15 protein-coding genes are annotated in these 14,968 nt (G+C 56.0%); all 15 read left to right on the top strand.

Going from position 1 to position 14,968, the window contains the following annotated elements:
• Positions 1–4 precede the first annotated feature (4 nt).
• The 15 genes from H7U36_RS13140 to H7U36_RS13070 all read left to right on the top strand — a co-directional run bounded on the left by H7U36_RS13140 (position 5) and on the right by H7U36_RS13070 (position 14,808).
• The gene (locus H7U36_RS13140; protein ID WP_138303721.1) at positions 5–787 is read left to right on the top strand and encodes a dihydroorotate dehydrogenase electron transfer subunit; all 783 of its coding nucleotides are present in this window, start codon (positions 5–7) and stop codon (positions 785–787) included.
• Positions 787–1,689 (top strand): dihydroorotate dehydrogenase, encoded by a 903-nt coding sequence (locus H7U36_RS13135; protein ID WP_033126856.1) that lies wholly within the window; start codon positions 787–789, stop codon positions 1,687–1,689. The genes H7U36_RS13140 and H7U36_RS13135 overlap by 1 nt, the downstream gene beginning before the upstream one ends.
• A 339-nt stretch (positions 1,690–2,028) precedes the next feature.
• Complete coding sequence (pyrE, locus tag H7U36_RS13130; RefSeq protein WP_033126857.1) at positions 2,029–2,709, top strand: orotate phosphoribosyltransferase; 681 nt, start codon at positions 2,029–2,031, stop codon at positions 2,707–2,709.
• Between the two features lie 12 nt (positions 2,710–2,721).
• Positions 2,722–2,874 (top strand): hypothetical protein, encoded by a 153-nt coding sequence (locus H7U36_RS13125; protein ID WP_033126858.1) that lies wholly within the window; start codon positions 2,722–2,724, stop codon positions 2,872–2,874.
• A 108-nt stretch (positions 2,875–2,982) separates the two neighbouring features.
• Positions 2,983–3,402, top strand: coding sequence for a VanZ family protein (locus tag H7U36_RS13120; RefSeq protein ID WP_171031540.1), 420 nt, complete (start codon positions 2,983–2,985; stop codon positions 3,400–3,402).
• Entirely contained in the window at positions 3,371–3,769 is a 399-nt protein-coding gene (locus tag H7U36_RS13115; protein WP_033126860.1) for a DUF6142 family protein, read from the top strand. The genes H7U36_RS13120 and H7U36_RS13115 overlap by 32 nt, the downstream gene beginning before the upstream one ends.
• Complete coding sequence (locus tag H7U36_RS13110; protein WP_033126861.1) at positions 3,770–5,827, top strand: aminopeptidase; 2,058 nt, start codon at positions 3,770–3,772, stop codon at positions 5,825–5,827.
• A gap of 64 nt (positions 5,828–5,891) precedes the next feature.
• Complete coding sequence (purE, locus tag H7U36_RS13105; protein WP_191429091.1) at positions 5,892–6,404, top strand: 5-(carboxyamino)imidazole ribonucleotide mutase; 513 nt, start codon at positions 5,892–5,894, stop codon at positions 6,402–6,404.
• Between the two features lie 70 nt (positions 6,405–6,474).
• Positions 6,475–7,500: a phosphoribosylformylglycinamidine cyclo-ligase gene (purM, locus tag H7U36_RS13100; RefSeq protein WP_205156300.1), complete on the top strand. Its 1,026-nt coding sequence runs from the start codon at positions 6,475–6,477 to the stop codon at positions 7,498–7,500.
• Positions 7,494–8,117 (top strand): phosphoribosylglycinamide formyltransferase, encoded by a 624-nt coding sequence (purN, locus tag H7U36_RS13095; protein ID WP_205156299.1) that lies wholly within the window; start codon positions 7,494–7,496, stop codon positions 8,115–8,117. Before purM ends, purN begins: the two co-directional genes overlap by 7 nt.
• 26 nt (positions 8,118–8,143) lie before the next feature.
• Positions 8,144–9,421 carry a phosphoribosylamine--glycine ligase gene (gene purD, locus H7U36_RS13090; protein WP_205156298.1) on the top strand — a complete coding sequence of 426 codons (1,278 nt, stop codon included), beginning with the start codon at positions 8,144–8,146 and terminating at the stop codon, positions 9,419–9,421.
• A gap of 121 nt (positions 9,422–9,542) precedes the next feature.
• On the top strand, positions 9,543–10,217 hold the full coding sequence (locus H7U36_RS13085) for a response regulator transcription factor (RefSeq protein ID WP_205156297.1): 675 nt from the start codon (positions 9,543–9,545) through the stop codon (positions 10,215–10,217).
• A gap of 47 nt (positions 10,218–10,264) precedes the next feature.
• The gene (locus H7U36_RS13080) at positions 10,265–11,284 is read left to right on the top strand and encodes a sensor histidine kinase (RefSeq protein WP_205156296.1); all 1,020 of its coding nucleotides are present in this window, start codon (positions 10,265–10,267) and stop codon (positions 11,282–11,284) included.
• 120 nt (positions 11,285–11,404) lie between these two features.
• Positions 11,405–12,097, top strand: coding sequence for an ABC transporter ATP-binding protein (locus H7U36_RS13075; protein WP_205156295.1), 693 nt, complete (start codon positions 11,405–11,407; stop codon positions 12,095–12,097).
• Entirely contained in the window at positions 12,097–14,808 is a 2,712-nt protein-coding gene (locus tag H7U36_RS13070; protein ID WP_205156294.1) for an ABC transporter permease, read from the top strand. Before H7U36_RS13075 ends, H7U36_RS13070 begins: the two co-directional genes overlap by 1 nt.
• The last annotated feature ends 160 nt before the right edge of the window (positions 14,809–14,968 follow it).

Genomic DNA, 14,968 nt, shown 5'->3' with positions numbered 1-14,968 from the left:
AAAGATGACAAGGAAGAAAGAACAGGTACAGATCATCTCCCAGGAGCAGCTTGCGGAGGGGATCTTTAGCATGTGGATACAAACGGAGGCGGCGAAGGCAGCAAAGCCCGGGCAGTTTATATCCATGTATACAAATGACGGGACAAAGCTGCTGCCCCGACCCATCAGCATCTGCGAGATCGACAGAGAAGGCGGCGCGCTGCGGGTGGTGTACCGGGTGACAGGAGAACATACCGGGACAGAGCAGTTTTCCCGGATGAAGGCAGGGGATAACCTCTTCATTGTTGGCCCCCTTGGAAACGGCTTCCCGCTGGAAAGGGCAAAAGGGAAAAAGGCCTTCCTCATGGGCGGCGGCATCGGCGTGCCTCCCATCCTGGAGCTGGCAAAGGAGCTGGACTGTGGGAAAAAGCAGATCATTGCCGGGTACAGGGACGCGCAGACCTTCCTGCGGGAGGAATTTGAAAAGAGCGGAGAGCTCTACATCTCCACAGAGGACGGAAGCGAGGGCGTGAAGGGAAACGTGCTGGACGCGGTGCGGGAGCTCGGCCTGGAGGCGGATATCATCTACGCCTGCGGCCCTACCCCCATGCTCCGGGCGATCAAGCAGTACGCGCAGGAAAGGGGAACCGAGTGTTACATTTCCCTGGAGGAGAGGATGGCCTGCGGCATCGGCGCCTGTCTCGGGTGCGTGTGCCAGACAAAGGAGAAGGACGCCCACAGTAATGTGAACAATAAAAGGATCTGCAAGGACGGACCGGTCTTTTTAGCGACGGAGGTGGAGATCTGATGGACATGAGAGTAAATATAGCGGGTGTAGAGTGGAAGAACCCGGTGACCGTGGCTTCCGGCACCTTTGGTTCCGGTGAAGAGTTTTCAGAATTCGTGGATCTGAACCGTCTGGGAGCTGTGACCACAAAGGGCGTGGCAAACGTGCCCTGGAGCGGCAACCCGACGCCCCGTGTGGCGGAAGTGTACGGCGGTATGATGAACGCCATCGGCCTGCAGAACCCGGGGATTGAGCTGTTCTGCCAGAGGGATATCCCCTATCTGAAGCAGTTTGATACAAAGATCATCGTGAATGTGTGCGGCCACGCGCCGGAGGAGTACCTGGCAGTGGTGGAGCGGCTTCAGGACGAGCCCATCGACATGATGGAGATCAACATCTCCTGCCCCAATGTGAACGCGGGATTTCTGGCCTTCGGGCAGGATGCGGGACATGTGGAGGAGCTGACAGCGCAGATCAAAAAGATCGCAAAGCAGCCGGTGATCATGAAGCTGACTCCCAATGTGACGGATATCACAGAGATTGCGAAGGCGGCGGAGGCGGGCGGCGCGGATGCCATCTCTCTTATCAACACACTGACCGGTATGAAGATCGACATCAACCGCAGGACATTCGCCCTGGCCAATAAGACCGGCGGCGTGTCCGGCCCGGCAGTCCACCCCATTGCCGTGCGCATGGTGTACCAGGCGGCCCAGGCAGTCCGCATCCCCATCATCGGTATGGGAGGCATTGCCACGGCGGAGGATGCCATCGAGATGATCCTGGCCGGGGCCAGCGCCGTGTCGGTGGGGACAGCCAACTTCCACGACCCGGCCGTGACCTTGAAGGTCATTGACGGCATCGGGAAGTATATGGAGAAGTATGGCTTTGAGACCGTGAAGGACATGGTGGGAGCTGTGAGATAGAAGGCAGTCGGCGAGGCGGCCCGGCAGATGGTAAAGGTGATCCTGGAAAAATATATTCCTGTATTCGCAGAGCTGCGGGAGAGGATAGAGAAGGATTACGGGGAGCTTGTTTCGGACCTCTGAGAATATGTGCAGTGCAGAGCAAGCGCGGTGTAAAAAATAAAAACAGTTCCGTAATATGCGTATGATCGGGAGAGCATATTGCGGAGCTGTTTTTGTTTGAGAAACAGGATAGAGATATTGCCCCAACAGACCGATTGAAAATACATCCCACCTATGTTAAAATTGAAAAGAAAAATTCATGTTAAATACTCACAGATCACAGGAGGCTTTATAGATATGGAAGGATACAAGCAGGAATTTATCCGTTTTATGGTGGACAGCGATGTGCTGAAATTTGGAGATTTTACTTTGAAGAGCGGGAGAAAATCTCCATTTTTCATGAACGCCGGCGCTTACGTGACAGGCTCTCAGTTAAAGAAGCTGGGAGAGTACTACGCAAAGGCTATACACGACAGGTACGGGGATGATTTTGACGTTCTCTTCGGGCCTGCCTACAAGGGAATCCCCCTGGCAGTGGTGACAGCCATCGCCTACAGTGAGCTCTACGGAAAAGAGATCCGCTACTGCTCAGACCGCAAGGAGGAGAAGGACCACGGCGCGGACAAGGGAAGCTTCCTCGGCAGCAGTCTGAGGGACGGCGACCGGGTTATCATGATCGAGGATGTGACTACTTCCGGGAAATCCATGGAGGAGACTGTGCCCAAGGTGAGAGGCGCGGCGGATGTGACCATTGTGGGCCTCATGGTGTCCCTGGACCGGATGGAGGTCGGAAAGGGTGGCGTGAAGAAGGCCCTGGACGAGGTGAAGGAGCTGTACGGGTTTGACACAGCGGCCATCGTCACCATGGCAGAGGTGGTGGAGTGCCTCTACAATAAAGAATGTGATGGAAAGGTTGTCATCGACGATACATTAAAGGCGGCTATCGACGCATACTATGAACAGTACGGAGCAAAATAGGAGGAAGTTGCTATGAATGAGAAAGCATACAGATCTATGGCGTTTGCGGGAACCGGAAATATAGCTATCGGCATTGTGATGATCGTGGTGGGCACAGTGGCAGGCATCCTGGCCATCATAAGCGGGGCCAGACTCCTGAAGGAGAAAAATGGCCTGATGTTTTAGAGAAAGCAGTCTGCGCGGCGGACTGAACGGAGGAGTAGAAGACAGATTTTGAGTTATAAAAAAGGCAGGGGAATACGTATACTGGGGAAGATCCTCTTTATCCTGTATATGGCATTTATCGTGTATTTTCTGCTGTTTTCTGATCTGTACGGGCGAACTGGCCCGGCCAGCGAGTACCACTACAATCTGGTCCTGTTCCGGGAGATCAGGAGGTTCTGGACGTACAGGCATCAGCTTGGCACCTATGCCGTGTTTTCCAATCTCTTTGGAAATGTGCTGATCTTTATGCCTTTTGGGTTTTTCCTGCCTATGGCGAGCCGGTACAGGAGCTTTGCCGCAGCCGTGCTGTACAGCTTTTCGCTGAGCCTGATGGTGGAGACCTTTCAGCTCTTGACGAAGGTGGGCAGCTTTGACGTGGACGACCTGCTCCTGAACACCATAGGAGGAGCGGCAGGATACATCATATTTATCATATGCGCAGCGATAAGGAGACACCATGCTTCTAAGAAGAATAAGAGAAGCCATTGAGGAGATGGCGGAGGGAAGAAAAAAGAAAAAAATTGAAAAAGAAAAGATGAAAAGGCGCAGCCGGAAATACGGACAGGCGCAGCTGAAGCACTCCAGAAGGGGAATAAGAGCCACTTTCCTGGCAGTGTGCTGCCTGTTCCTTCTGGTGCTGGCTTTTTCTGCATCATACATAACCAGAGGAGATGTGGGGCTCCTGATCGGCGTCGTAGGTCTCTTTGCCCTTGTCCTGGCCATCGTCGGTCTGAAGGACGCTGTCCAGGGCTTTAAGGAGCGGGAGAAGAACTACGTGACCTGCAAGGTGGGCGCGGCGTTGAACGGCCTTCTTCTTCTCGGGCTGATCGCAATATTTTTAAGGGGGCTGTTTTAGATGGCAGAGCTGACAGAAGAAAGATATGAACTTGCAATAGAAAGAATTTCGCAGATCCCGGATGAGAGGGCGGCAGGAGAGAGGTTCCGGCCCTGGTTCCGGCGCACTGCGGAATTTATTCTTTTATTGGACAGATTTTACCGATGCGTCCGGTCCGGGGAATACCGGAGATCCTCTCTGGAGGAGCTGAAGGAGTGGAATAGGCGGCTGTACGAGGACATTTTGCCGGAAAATTACGGGACCAGCTTTGGAAATCCAGCCTGGGCAGTGGACCAGCTGGGGGAGGAGTACGGCCAGATATTAAGCTTTCTCTACGCTGAGATACGAGGCGGCATCCCCTACGCGGCGGAGGAGAAGACGGAGTATCTGGATATTCTGTACGAGCTCTTCATTGAGATTTACAACTGCTTTGAGGAGGAAGAGGAGCCGTCGGTGCACACCCTGCGGGACATCATCTACTGGTATGCCAGCGACTACTGCGATGTGTTCGTGGCGGACCGGACCTTGGATCAGATCGACCCGGAGAAGACATTTGCCCTGGACATCATAGAGGGCAGTGACCTTGGGGATCCCAGATACCTCTATTTCTTCGGGGAATATGTAAGTGAAAATGAGCTGGGGACGGCCGCGTATCTGGCCTCCCTGCCGGAGGAGACCATCCGCAGGATGGCGGACGTGTACACAGAGGGCTACCGGGTGGGCTTTGTCAACACGGGAAAGGATCTGTCAAAGAAGAGTACAGTCAACATTCGCTACACCCTGGGATTTGAACGGGTGGTGAAAATGGCGGTGGAGAATTTCGCCCGGATGGGGCTTTCGCCGGTGATCTACAGGGCGGCAGCCAGCGCTCTGACAAAGAGGGGAGCCGGGCGTGTGGGCTACCACGGCGGCATTCCCAACATGCAGTACGACTACGACCACAGGAATGACCAGGGCCTTTTCTTCAACAAGCGTTTTATGGAGAGAAAGCTGGAGGTTATGCATACCTTCTATGAGAGAAATAAAAAGCTGGCCCTGGGGCTTGCCGGGCCGGCCGTCATGGAGACCTTTGGTGAGAAGCCCTTTGCGCCGGAGCCAAAGCAGGAGGCGGTGGCGCTGACGGCCAAGCAGGAGGAGCTGATGCTCCTCTACGACAGCCGTTCCTCCCAGATGACCAACCAGTACATCCCGGGGGATGAGAGGAGTTTCACCATCATCGCCTGGCCGGTTCCTGAGATTGGGGAGAAGTATCCGGAGATTTTTGACGAGGTGATCCGGATCAATACCCTGGACGCAGAGCTCTACGGAAAGGTTCAGCAAACGCTCATCAATGCCCTGGACCAGGGAGAGTATGTGCGCATCCTCGGCAGAGGCGGCAACAGGACGGACATGACCGTGCAGCTCTTCCGGCTTAAGGATCCTGCAAAGGAGACCATCTTTGAAAACTGCGTGGCGGATGTGAACATCCCTGTGGGGGAGGTCTTTACCTCCCCGGTGCTGGAGGGCACCCGGGGTACGCTCCACGTCAGCCATGTGTACCTGAATGGTCTGCAGTTCAAAGACCTGGAGCTGACCTTTGAGGATGGCATGATCACCGGCTACCGGTGCGGGAACTTTGCGGACGAGGAGGAGGGGAAGAAGTATATCTATGACAACATCCTTTTCCGGCACGAGACTCTGCCTCTGGGAGAGTTTGCCATCGGAACCAACACCACAGCCTATGTGACGGCCAGAAAATATGGCATCGGGGACAAGATGCCCATTCTCATCGCTGAGAAGACAGGCCCCCACTTTGCGGTGGGCGACACCTGCTACAGCTGGGCGGAGGACATCAAAGTGTATAACCCGGACGGCAAGGAGATCGTGGCCAGGGACAACTCGGTGTCTGCGCTGCGCAGGGAGGACGTGTCAAAGGCTTACTTCCACTGTCATACGGACATCACCATACCCTATGAGGAGCTGGGCCGGATCGCGGTGGTGACAGGGGACGGACGGGAGATTTCCCTCATCGAAAATGGAGAATTTGTGCTTCCCGGCACAGAGATTTTAAATGAACCATTGAAAAATACGAATAAATAAGCTATGATTTATCTGCAAAACTTATAAATAAGCGGAAATCATACAAGCGGAAAGGATGGAAACTATGCCAAAAGTAGGAATTGTAATGGGCAGTGACTCTGACATGAAGGTCATGAGCAAGGCTGCCGATATGCTGGAAAAACTGGGGATCGAGTATGAGATGACGATCATCTCCGCTCACAGGGAGCCAGATGTGTTCTTTGAGTATGCAAAGAGCGCGGAGGAGAAGGACTTTAAGGTGATCATCGCGGGAGCAGGCATGGCTGCCCATCTGCCGGGTATGTGCGCCGCCATTTTCCCCATGCCGGTTATCGGTGTGCCCATGTCAGGAAAGAACCTGGCCGGAGAGGATGCGCTTTTTTCAATCGTACAGATGCCACCTGGAATTCCGGTCGCCACAGTGGCCATTGACGGCGGCATGAACGCGGCCGTTCTGGCAGCCAAAATCCTGGCAACCTCCGACGCGGCTCTCCTTGACAGGCTGAAGGCCTACACCCAGGAGATGAAGGAGACTGTGCAGGCGAAGGCGGCGAAGTTGGACGAGCTGGGATATAAAGAGTATCTCAAGCAGATGTAGATACCGGGGATACAGATATCGGGAGAGACAGATACCGGAGTATCATAGAAACGATTACAAGGAGAAGAGTATGGATTACAAGAATGCTGGTGTAGATATTGAGGCGGGTTACAGATCCGTGGAACTGATGAAGGAGCATGTAAAGAAGACCATGCGCCCCGAGGTGCTGGGAGGCTTAGGCGGTTTTTCCGGCGCCTTCTCTCTTAGCAAGATCAAGGAGATGGAGGACCCGGTCCTCCTGTCCGGCACAGACGGATGCGGCACCAAGGTGAAGCTGGCCATGATCCTGGACAAGCACGACACCATCGGTATCGACGCGGTGGCTATGTGTGTCAACGACATTGCCTGCGCGGGCGGGGAGCCTCTGTTCTTCCTGGACTACATTGCCTGCGGCAAGAATTATCCTGAGAAGATCGCCTCCATCGTAAAGGGAGTGGCGGAGGGGTGCCTTCAGTCTGAGGCGGCCCTCATTGGCGGCGAGACAGCGGAGCATCCCGGGCTGATGCCTGAGGACGACTACGACCTGGCTGGATTTGCGGTGGGTGTCTGCGACAGAAAGGACATGATCACAGGGGAGGGTCTGGCAGAGGGCGATGTGCTCATTGGCATGGCCTCTTCCGGTGTGCACAGCAACGGATTTTCCCTTGTGCGCAAGGTGTTTGACATGACAAGGGCGTCTCTGGATACATACTATGACGAGCTTGGGAAGACCCTGGGGGAGGCTCTCCTGGCCCCTACGAGGATTTATGTAAAAGCTCTCAAGAGTGTGAAAAACGCAGGAGTCAAGGTAAAGGCCTGCAGCCATATCACAGGGGGCGGCTTCTACGAGAACGTGCCCCGTATGCTGAAGGATGGAACCCACGCGGTCATCGAGAAAGACAGCTATCCGGTGCCGCCCATTTTTGACATGCTGGCAAAGCAGGGCCATGTGGAAGAGCAGATGATGTACAACACATTCAACATGGGGATCGGTATGGTTGTGGCAGTGGATCCGAAGGATGTGGACGCAGCCATGGAGGCCATGAAAGCGGCAGGAGATACGCCTTATGTGATCGGCCATATCAAAGCCGGAGATAAAGGAGTCACATTATGCTAAGAGTACTGGTTCTTGTGTCCGGGGGCGGCACCAACCTGCAGGCTATCCTGGATGCGGTGGACGAAGGGAGCATCACCAACACAGAGATTGTGGGTGTGATTAGCAACAATAAAAATGCCTACGCCCTGACAAGAGCCAGGGAGCACGGGGTAGCGGCTCAGTGCATCTCACCGAAGGATTTTGCCACGAGAGAGGAATTTAATGAGAAATTCCTGGAGGCAGTGGACGAGATCGGGCCGGACCTCATCGTGCTGGCCGGATTTCTTGTGGTCATCCCGGCGGAGATGATCGCAAGATACAGGAACAGGATCATCAACATCCATCCATCTCTCATCCCGGCTTTCTGCGGGACAGGCTTCTACGGGCTGAAAGTTCATGAAGCGGCCCTTAAAAGAGGGGTGAAAGTGGTGGGAGCTACCGTGCACTTTGTGGATGAAGGTACGGACACAGGCCCCATCATTTTACAGAAAGCTGTGGAAGTGGAGGAGGGGGATACCCCCGAGATCCTTCAGAGGCGCGTGATGGAGCAGGCAGAGTGGAAGATCCTGCCACAGGCCATTAATCTTTTAGCAGGCGGCAGGGTGACAGTGGAAGACAATAGAGTCAGGATCCGGTAAGGGCCGGACAGACAGGAGGAAGACCAATGAATGTATTGATTGTAGGAAGCGGCGGAAGGGAGCACGCCATCGCGTACTGCGTGGCGAAAAGTCCCAAAGCGGATAAAATATACTGCACACCGGGCAATGCGGGCATCGCCGAGTATGCCCAGTGCGAGCCCATCGGCGCCATGGAGTTTGACAAGATCGTGGCTTTTGCAAAGGAGAAAGCCATTGACCTTGTCATTGTGGGCATGGACGATCCTCTGGTAGGCGGCCTGGTGGATGAGCTGGAGGCGGCAGGCATCCGCACCTTCGGCCCCAGGAAAAATGCAGCCATCCTGGAAGGTTCCAAGGCATTTTCCAAAGATCTGATGAAAAAATACCATATCCCCACAGCGGCCTTTGAGAATTTTGACGATCCGGACAAGGCCATCCAGTATCTGAAGGCAGAGGCGAAATTCCCCATCGTCCTCAAGGCGGACGGCCTGGCTCTGGGCAAGGGAGTTCTCATCTGCAACACCCTGGAGGAGGCGGAGGAAGGCGTGAAGACCATCATGCTGGACAAGAAATTCGGAGCTTCCGGCAACACCATGGTCATTGAGGAGTTCATGACCGGCAGGGAAGTGTCTGTCCTCTCCTTTGTGGACGGCAATATTGTAAAGACCATGACAAGCGCCCAGGACCACAAGCGGGCCGGGGACGGAGACACAGGACTCAACACAGGCGGTATGGGTACATTTTCTCCGAGTCCGTTCTACACAGAGGAGATAGACGAGTACTGCCAGAAGCATATTTTCCAGCCCACCGTGGACGCCATGAAGGCGGAGGGACGCCCCTTCAAGGGCGTGATCTTCTTCGGGCTGATGCTGACAGAGGACGGCCCCAAGGTGCTAGAGTACAATGCCCGCTTCGGTGACCCGGAGGCCCAGGTGGTGCTGCCCCGGATGAAGAACGACATCATCGACGTGGCGGAGGCCTGCATCGATGGCACCCTGGATCAGATCGACCTGGAGTTTGAGGACAACGCGGCTGTCTGCGTGGTGCTGGCGTCAGAGGGGTATCCGGTCTCCTATGAGAAGGGACTTCCCATCACAGGGCTGGATGAGTTCAAAAAGCATGAGGGATACTACTGCTTCCACGCGGGGACAAAGCTGGCCCAGGACGGCCAGATCGTCACAAACGGCGGCCGGGTGCTGGGCATCACAGCCAAGGGAAAGAACCTGAAGGAGGCCAGGGCCAACGCCTACGCGGCCACAGAGTGGGTGCAGTTTGACAACAAGTACATGCGCCATGACATCGGAAAGGCCATTGACGAGGCGTAGAGAAGAGCGCGGCCTGATAAGGGGCAGATGAAAAGCAAAAGAGAGGCTCTCTCTGGAGGGAAAGCTCCAGGGAGGGCTTTTTGACATTTTAAAGAAGATTTGCGGAAAGGGGAGATGACGGATGCAGACAGCGGCTGTGCTTCTTGTGGAGGACGATCCCTCCATTGTGGAGCACCTGACAGGCTTCCTGGCGGAAGAGGGCTTTTCGGTCCGGAGCGCGCAGGGGCAGGAGGAGGCCCTGGATATCCTGGATGAGAAAAAGACGGACCTGGTGCTTTTGGACATCACCCTGGCCCAGGGAAACGGGTTTGCCGTCTGTGCCAGGATTAAAGCCCAGTACCATGTGCCGGTGATCTTTCTGACGGCCATGGACGACGAGTACTCGGTGGTGGCAGGCCTGGATATGGGGGCGGACGACTACATCAGCAAGCCTTTCCGGCCCCGGGAGCTGGTGTCCCGGATGCGAAGCGTGCTGCGAAGAAGCGGCCGCGACAGGGGAGCGGCGGTGATAGGGGACATCACCGTGGACACAGAGCGGGGCCTGGTCCTGAGGGAGGGCAGAGAGCTGTATCTGTCTGCCCTGGAATACCGGCTCCTTCTCGTATTCCTGAGCCACAGGGGACAGGTCTTAAGCCGGGCTGTGCTGATGGAGGAGCTGTGGGACATTACAGGGGAGTACGTCAATGACAACACTCTCACGGTCTACATCAAGCGGCTCCGGGAGAAGATCGAGCGGGATCCCGGCAGCCCTGTGATCCTTAAGACTGTGCGGGGGCTGGGATACAGGATGGAGTAGCCGGGGGAAGCGTCCGGGCAAAAGATCCTGGAAAGAAGGAGGTAAAGATGACTTTTTTCAGAAACAGGGATATCAGGCTGCAGTGCGCTGTCTTTGCCGGGATGATCCTGGCTGGGGCGTCTCTTTCGCTTCTGACTGTCCGGGAGGCGGTCCTTCCGGTCCTGCTGGCGGGATGCGCCTCCTGGGGAATGTCCCTTTTATTTGCCTGGAAACGCTACAGGGCTGTGAGGCGTCTCGGGGAAGAGCTGGACGGAATCCTGCACGGTGAGCAACAGGGCGATAAGAGTGGGAGCGAGGCGAAGCTGCAGCACTTCCGGGAGGGGGATCTGGAGGTGCTGCGGGATGAGATCGAGAAGCTGCTGACCCGGCTGAACCAGCAGTCCGCCCTCCTTGAGGAGGACAAGAGGCGGCTTTCGGAGGCCCTGGCGGACATCTCCCACCAGATCCGCACGCCCCTCACCTCCCTGAACCTGCAGGCGGAAAGGCTGAGAAGTCCTGCCCTGGGCGAGGAGGAGAAGCGGGCTCTTCTGCGGGAGATGACAGGCATGCTGTCCCGCATCAGCTGGCTGGTGGAGACCCTTCTTAAGCTGTCCAGGCTGGACGCGGGGATGGTGCGGCTGAAAAAGGAGGAATTCTTAGCAGAAGAGCTGGTGAGAGAGGCGCTGCGGCCCTTTGAGATCAGTATGGAGCTTCACAGTCAGATCTGTGTCCGCGAACTGGAGCCAGGGACGGTCATACAGGGAGACTACACCTGGACTTTGGAGGCAGTGCAAAATGTGATCAAGAATGCTTTGGAGCACACCCCGGAGGACGGGAAGGTCTGGGTCAGAGCAAGGAGCACGCCTCTTTTTGCGGAAATCCAGGTTACAGACTCCGGGAAGGGCATATCGGAGAGGGATCTGCCCCATGTGTTTGAGCGGTTTTACAGGGGGGAGAGCGCAGCGGCAGGCAGCTTTGGCATCGGCCTTGCCCTGGCCCGTTCTATCCTGGCCGGACAGGACGGGGTGATCCGGGCAGGAAACAGCCAGGGCAAGGGCGGCCAGTTTACCATGCGGTTTTACAGATGACGGGTCTGAAGGTGACAGATCCGTCATTTTTCTGTCACGGTCCTGTCATGTGGCCGGGATATAATAACCATAACATGGTATTTGCAGCATGAATATCCAAGGCAGGAGGAAACAGAGAATATGAAAAAGACAGGGGAGATCCTACGGGTAGAAAATCTGACCAGAATATACGGGGTGGGGGAAAACGCAGTGCGGGCATTGGACGGCGTTTCCTTCTCTGTGCACAAGGGCGAGTTTGTGGCTGTGATCGGGGCCTCCGGCTCCGGGAAATCCACCCTTCTCCATCTGCTGGGGGGAGTGGACCGGCCCACGTCGGGGAAGGTGTTTGTGGGCGGTGTGGACGTGTACGCCCAGAATGAGGATGAGCTGGCCGTGTTCCGCAGGAGGAAGGTGGGGCTCATCTACCAGTTTTACAATCTCATACCAGTGCTGACGGTGGGGGAGAACATCACTCTGCCGGTACTTATGGACGGGCGGAAGGTGAATAAGGACCGGCTGAAAAATCTTCTGAGGATTCTGAAGATGGAGAAGCGAAGGAACCATCTGCCGGGCCAGCTCTCCGGCGGACAGCAGCAGAGGGTGTCCATCGGGCGGGCCCTTATGAACGCCCCGGCGGTTGTGCTGGCGGATGAGCCCACAGGCAACCTGGACTCGGAGAACAGCAGGCAGATCGTGGAGCTTCTGAAATACTCCAACCGCACCTATGACCAGACCATGGTGGTCATCACCCACGACGAGGATATCGCTCTCCAGGCAGACCGGGTCATTGCCCTGGCGGACGGGCGGATTGTGAAAGATGAGGTGATCCGCTGATGAGAAATATTTTTTCAGAAATCACAAAACGGACCATGATGAGAAACCGGACCCGCACAGCGGTCACTATTGTGGGCGTCCTTCTGTCTACTGCCATGCTCACGGCTGTGGCTGTGTTTGCCGGAAGCCTGCAGCATTTTCTTGTGCAGGAGACCATCGCCACAGAGGGGGCCTGGCACGTGGATATAGGCGGACTGACAGAAGAGGAGCTGGCGGATATCCGGGCGGATGAGCGGGTAAAGAGCATATCTGTGGTCAGAGAGGAGGGCTATTTTCCGGCTGATGAAAATGACGGCCTCTATCATCTGCTGATGAGCCGGGATGAGACAGCCTGGAGGGAGCTTCCCGTCCAGGTGGATGCGGGGCGGCTGCCAGAGCAGGCGGGTGAGATCCTCATTCCCTATGACGGCATCCTGGTAAACGGCCAGGCAGCCCATGTGGGAGAGACGGTTTCCGTGCCTTTGGGCCGCGTCCTGTCCCCGGAGGGGGAGCCGGCAAAGACCTGGGAGCTGGGCGCGGATGTGCGCTATGAGGAAGAGGAGACCCGAACCTTCACGGTCACGGGGATTTACGGGAGGATACCGGAGAGCAATTCTTACGGGAACGGGTATATTTTCCTGTCCGGCCCCTCAGACGCCGTGAAAGCCGTGGGAAACCCGGGGGCATGGGAGGGAACGTACTGCCGGGTCTTTATAGAGATGAAAAAGCCGGGGCAGACGGATGGCTTTATCGCGGATTGGGTGGATCCTGCCAGCGGGAGAAATAAGCTGGAGGATGTATCCTGGAGCCGGCACGACAGCCTTCTGCGGTGGCAGGGCGTACTGCGGAATGAAAATTATATCCGTATGCTGGGCGGGATGCTTGTCATTCTGGTGGCTGTGATCATGGTGGGGTCTGTCTCTTTGATCTACAATTCCTTTTCCATTTCCCTCCGGGAGCGGACGGCCCAGTTTGGGCTCCTCTCCTCTGTGGGGGCCACCAGAAAGCAGCTGCGAAAATCCCTGCGCTGGGAGGCTTTCTTTGTGAGCGCGGCAGGCATCCCGCTGGGACTTCTGGCCGGGATCATGGGAAGCGCGGTCACGCTGCATTTTATCGGGGGAGGGCTGGCGGCTCTGCTCTACGGGCATGAAGGGGAGATCCCGGTGCGCGTTTACCCGGTGGTGCTGGCGCTTGCGGCGCTGCTGGCCTTTGCCACAGTGCTCATTTCCGTGTGGATCCCATCCCGGCGGATACGGAAGATTTCTCCTATGGACGCCATCCGGGCCGCGGAGGATATAAGGATCCATCCCCGGGAGGTAAAGGGAGGAGGACTGTCCGGAAAGCTGCTGGGACTTCCAGGGATGCTGGCCGCCAAGAACTACAGGCGGGATCGGAGAAAATACAAGAGCACAGTGGTGTCCCTCACAGTCAGCATGGTGCTTCTCATGACAGCGGCCCTTTTCATGGAATATCTGACAGAGGCAGGGGGTGTGATCCTGGATCCGCCCAGGTATGAGCTTGGCTATACCCTGATCCTGTCAGGCGGGGAGGAGGATGAACAGGCAATAGAGGATACACAGCGGCTTATCGAGGGTGAGCCGGGGGTGGAGGAAGTATGGCTGTGCAGGCAGCTATCCATCACCATTCCCATGGAGGAGGGGGCGCTTGCCAGCGCCTACACGGGCGTATACTCCTGGAACAGGGAGTCCGCGCCGGACGGGAAGGTGCCCTTTACCTGTATGGCCATTGTGCTCTCAGATGAAGAGTACGCAGGTTTTCTCGAGGAGCAGGGACTTTCAGAGCCGGAGACAGAGGGCGCGGTGCTGCGGGCCGTCTACTATGATAAAATAAGAGCTTACGACGAGACGGACGGCAGCTATCAGCAGATCTCCATTCTCTCAGATGAGGTGAAGCACAGGCCGCTGGCCGCCGGGCAGTACAGGTCTGTAGGGGAAAATGACCAGGGAGAGCTTGTGTTTGACGAAAAGCTGCAGGTGGAATTTGACCAGGAGGCAGAAGAGCTGCCGGAGAAATATGACGCTTCGAGACTTTCCGAGCCCCTCATGATCCTGTCGAAGAGGCAGTTTGATCAGTATATGGAGCTGATGAACAGGGGAGAGGACAGTCAGGATGTAGAAAGCGGGGCGGAAATGAGCGGGACAGAGGAGAATGAGCCGGTCTCTTACTTTGCGGAATTTTCCATCCGGGCCAAGGATTACCGGGCTGTGGGAGAGGATCTGGAGGAGAAGCTTTCAGATGCCACCCGGGAGCTGGACGGCATCTTCTATACGCCGGCCGAGGACGCGGCTCTGAACCGGCAGGCTGTGGCCGCCATCCAGGTGCTGTGCTACGGATTTATCATCCTCATCTCCCTTATCGCCATGGCTAATGTGTTCAACACCATATCCACCAACCTGATGCTGCGGCGCCGGGAATTTGCCATGCTCCGCTCTGTGGGCATGACCGGCCGCGCCTTCCGGCTCATGATGGGATACGAGTGCGTGATTTACGGGCTGCGCTCTCTCGTGTACGGCACGGCGCTGTCCGTCCTGATCAGCCTGGCCTTCAGCCGGCTTACATTCCGCGGAATCGGAGGGGGAGGATTTCTCTTCCCCTGGGCCTGGTTCCTGGCATCCGTGGCGGGGGTGCTTGTCATCGTGTCCGTCACCATGGCGTACACCATGCATAAGATTCACGGGATGAATATTATCGATGAGTTGCGCAAGGAGTAGATGCAAAACACACAATAGTACACCAGTAAAGTGAAGAGGGTGTCCCAAAACTATGAATTTTTAAATTTATAGGAAAGGGGCATCCCTTTCTTTTATCAAAAGGCTCTTTCATATCTGAAAAACGGCACTGGTCCTTAGCCTTCCAGTGCCATTTTTGTGA

It is taken from the genome of Faecalicatena fissicatena (assembly GCF_016900595.1).
Lineage (GTDB): Bacteria > Bacillota > Clostridia > Lachnospirales > Lachnospiraceae > Claveliimonas > Claveliimonas intestinigallinarum.
The sequence above is the reverse complement of the archived record's forward strand: the minus strand, read 5'-3'. Positions and strand labels throughout refer to the sequence as shown.

Bases quoted from the DNA above. Each gene is read 5' to 3' on its own strand.
- H7U36_RS13075 (WP_205156295.1), top strand. From the start codon at position 11,405: ATGAAAAAGACAGGGGAGATCCTACGGGTAGAAAATCTGACCAGAATA.
- purE (WP_191429091.1), top strand. From the start codon at position 5,892: ATGCCAAAAGTAGGAATTGTAATGGGCAGTGACTCTGACATGAAGGTC.
- H7U36_RS13110 (WP_033126861.1), top strand. From the start codon at position 3,770: ATGGCAGAGCTGACAGAAGAAAGATATGAACTTGCAATAGAAAGAATT.
- purN (WP_205156299.1), top strand. From the start codon at position 7,494: ATGCTAAGAGTACTGGTTCTTGTGTCCGGGGGCGGCACCAACCTGCAG.
- H7U36_RS13140 (WP_138303721.1), top strand. From the start codon at position 5: ATGACAAGGAAGAAAGAACAGGTACAGATCATCTCCCAGGAGCAGCTT.
- H7U36_RS13085 (WP_205156297.1), top strand. From the start codon at position 9,543: ATGCAGACAGCGGCTGTGCTTCTTGTGGAGGACGATCCCTCCATTGTG.
- pyrE (WP_033126857.1), top strand. From the start codon at position 2,029: ATGGAAGGATACAAGCAGGAATTTATCCGTTTTATGGTGGACAGCGAT.
- purM (WP_205156300.1), top strand. From the start codon at position 6,475: ATGGATTACAAGAATGCTGGTGTAGATATTGAGGCGGGTTACAGATCC.
- purD (WP_205156298.1), top strand. From the start codon at position 8,144: ATGAATGTATTGATTGTAGGAAGCGGCGGAAGGGAGCACGCCATCGCG.
- H7U36_RS13120 (WP_171031540.1), top strand. From the start codon at position 2,983: ATGGCATTTATCGTGTATTTTCTGCTGTTTTCTGATCTGTACGGGCGA.
- H7U36_RS13125 (WP_033126858.1), top strand. From the start codon at position 2,722: ATGAATGAGAAAGCATACAGATCTATGGCGTTTGCGGGAACCGGAAAT.
- H7U36_RS13070 (WP_205156294.1), top strand. From the start codon at position 12,097: ATGAGAAATATTTTTTCAGAAATCACAAAACGGACCATGATGAGAAAC.
- H7U36_RS13135 (WP_033126856.1), top strand. From the start codon at position 787: ATGGACATGAGAGTAAATATAGCGGGTGTAGAGTGGAAGAACCCGGTG.
- H7U36_RS13080 (WP_205156296.1), top strand. From the start codon at position 10,265: ATGACTTTTTTCAGAAACAGGGATATCAGGCTGCAGTGCGCTGTCTTT.
- H7U36_RS13115 (WP_033126860.1), top strand. From the start codon at position 3,371: ATGCTTCTAAGAAGAATAAGAGAAGCCATTGAGGAGATGGCGGAGGGA.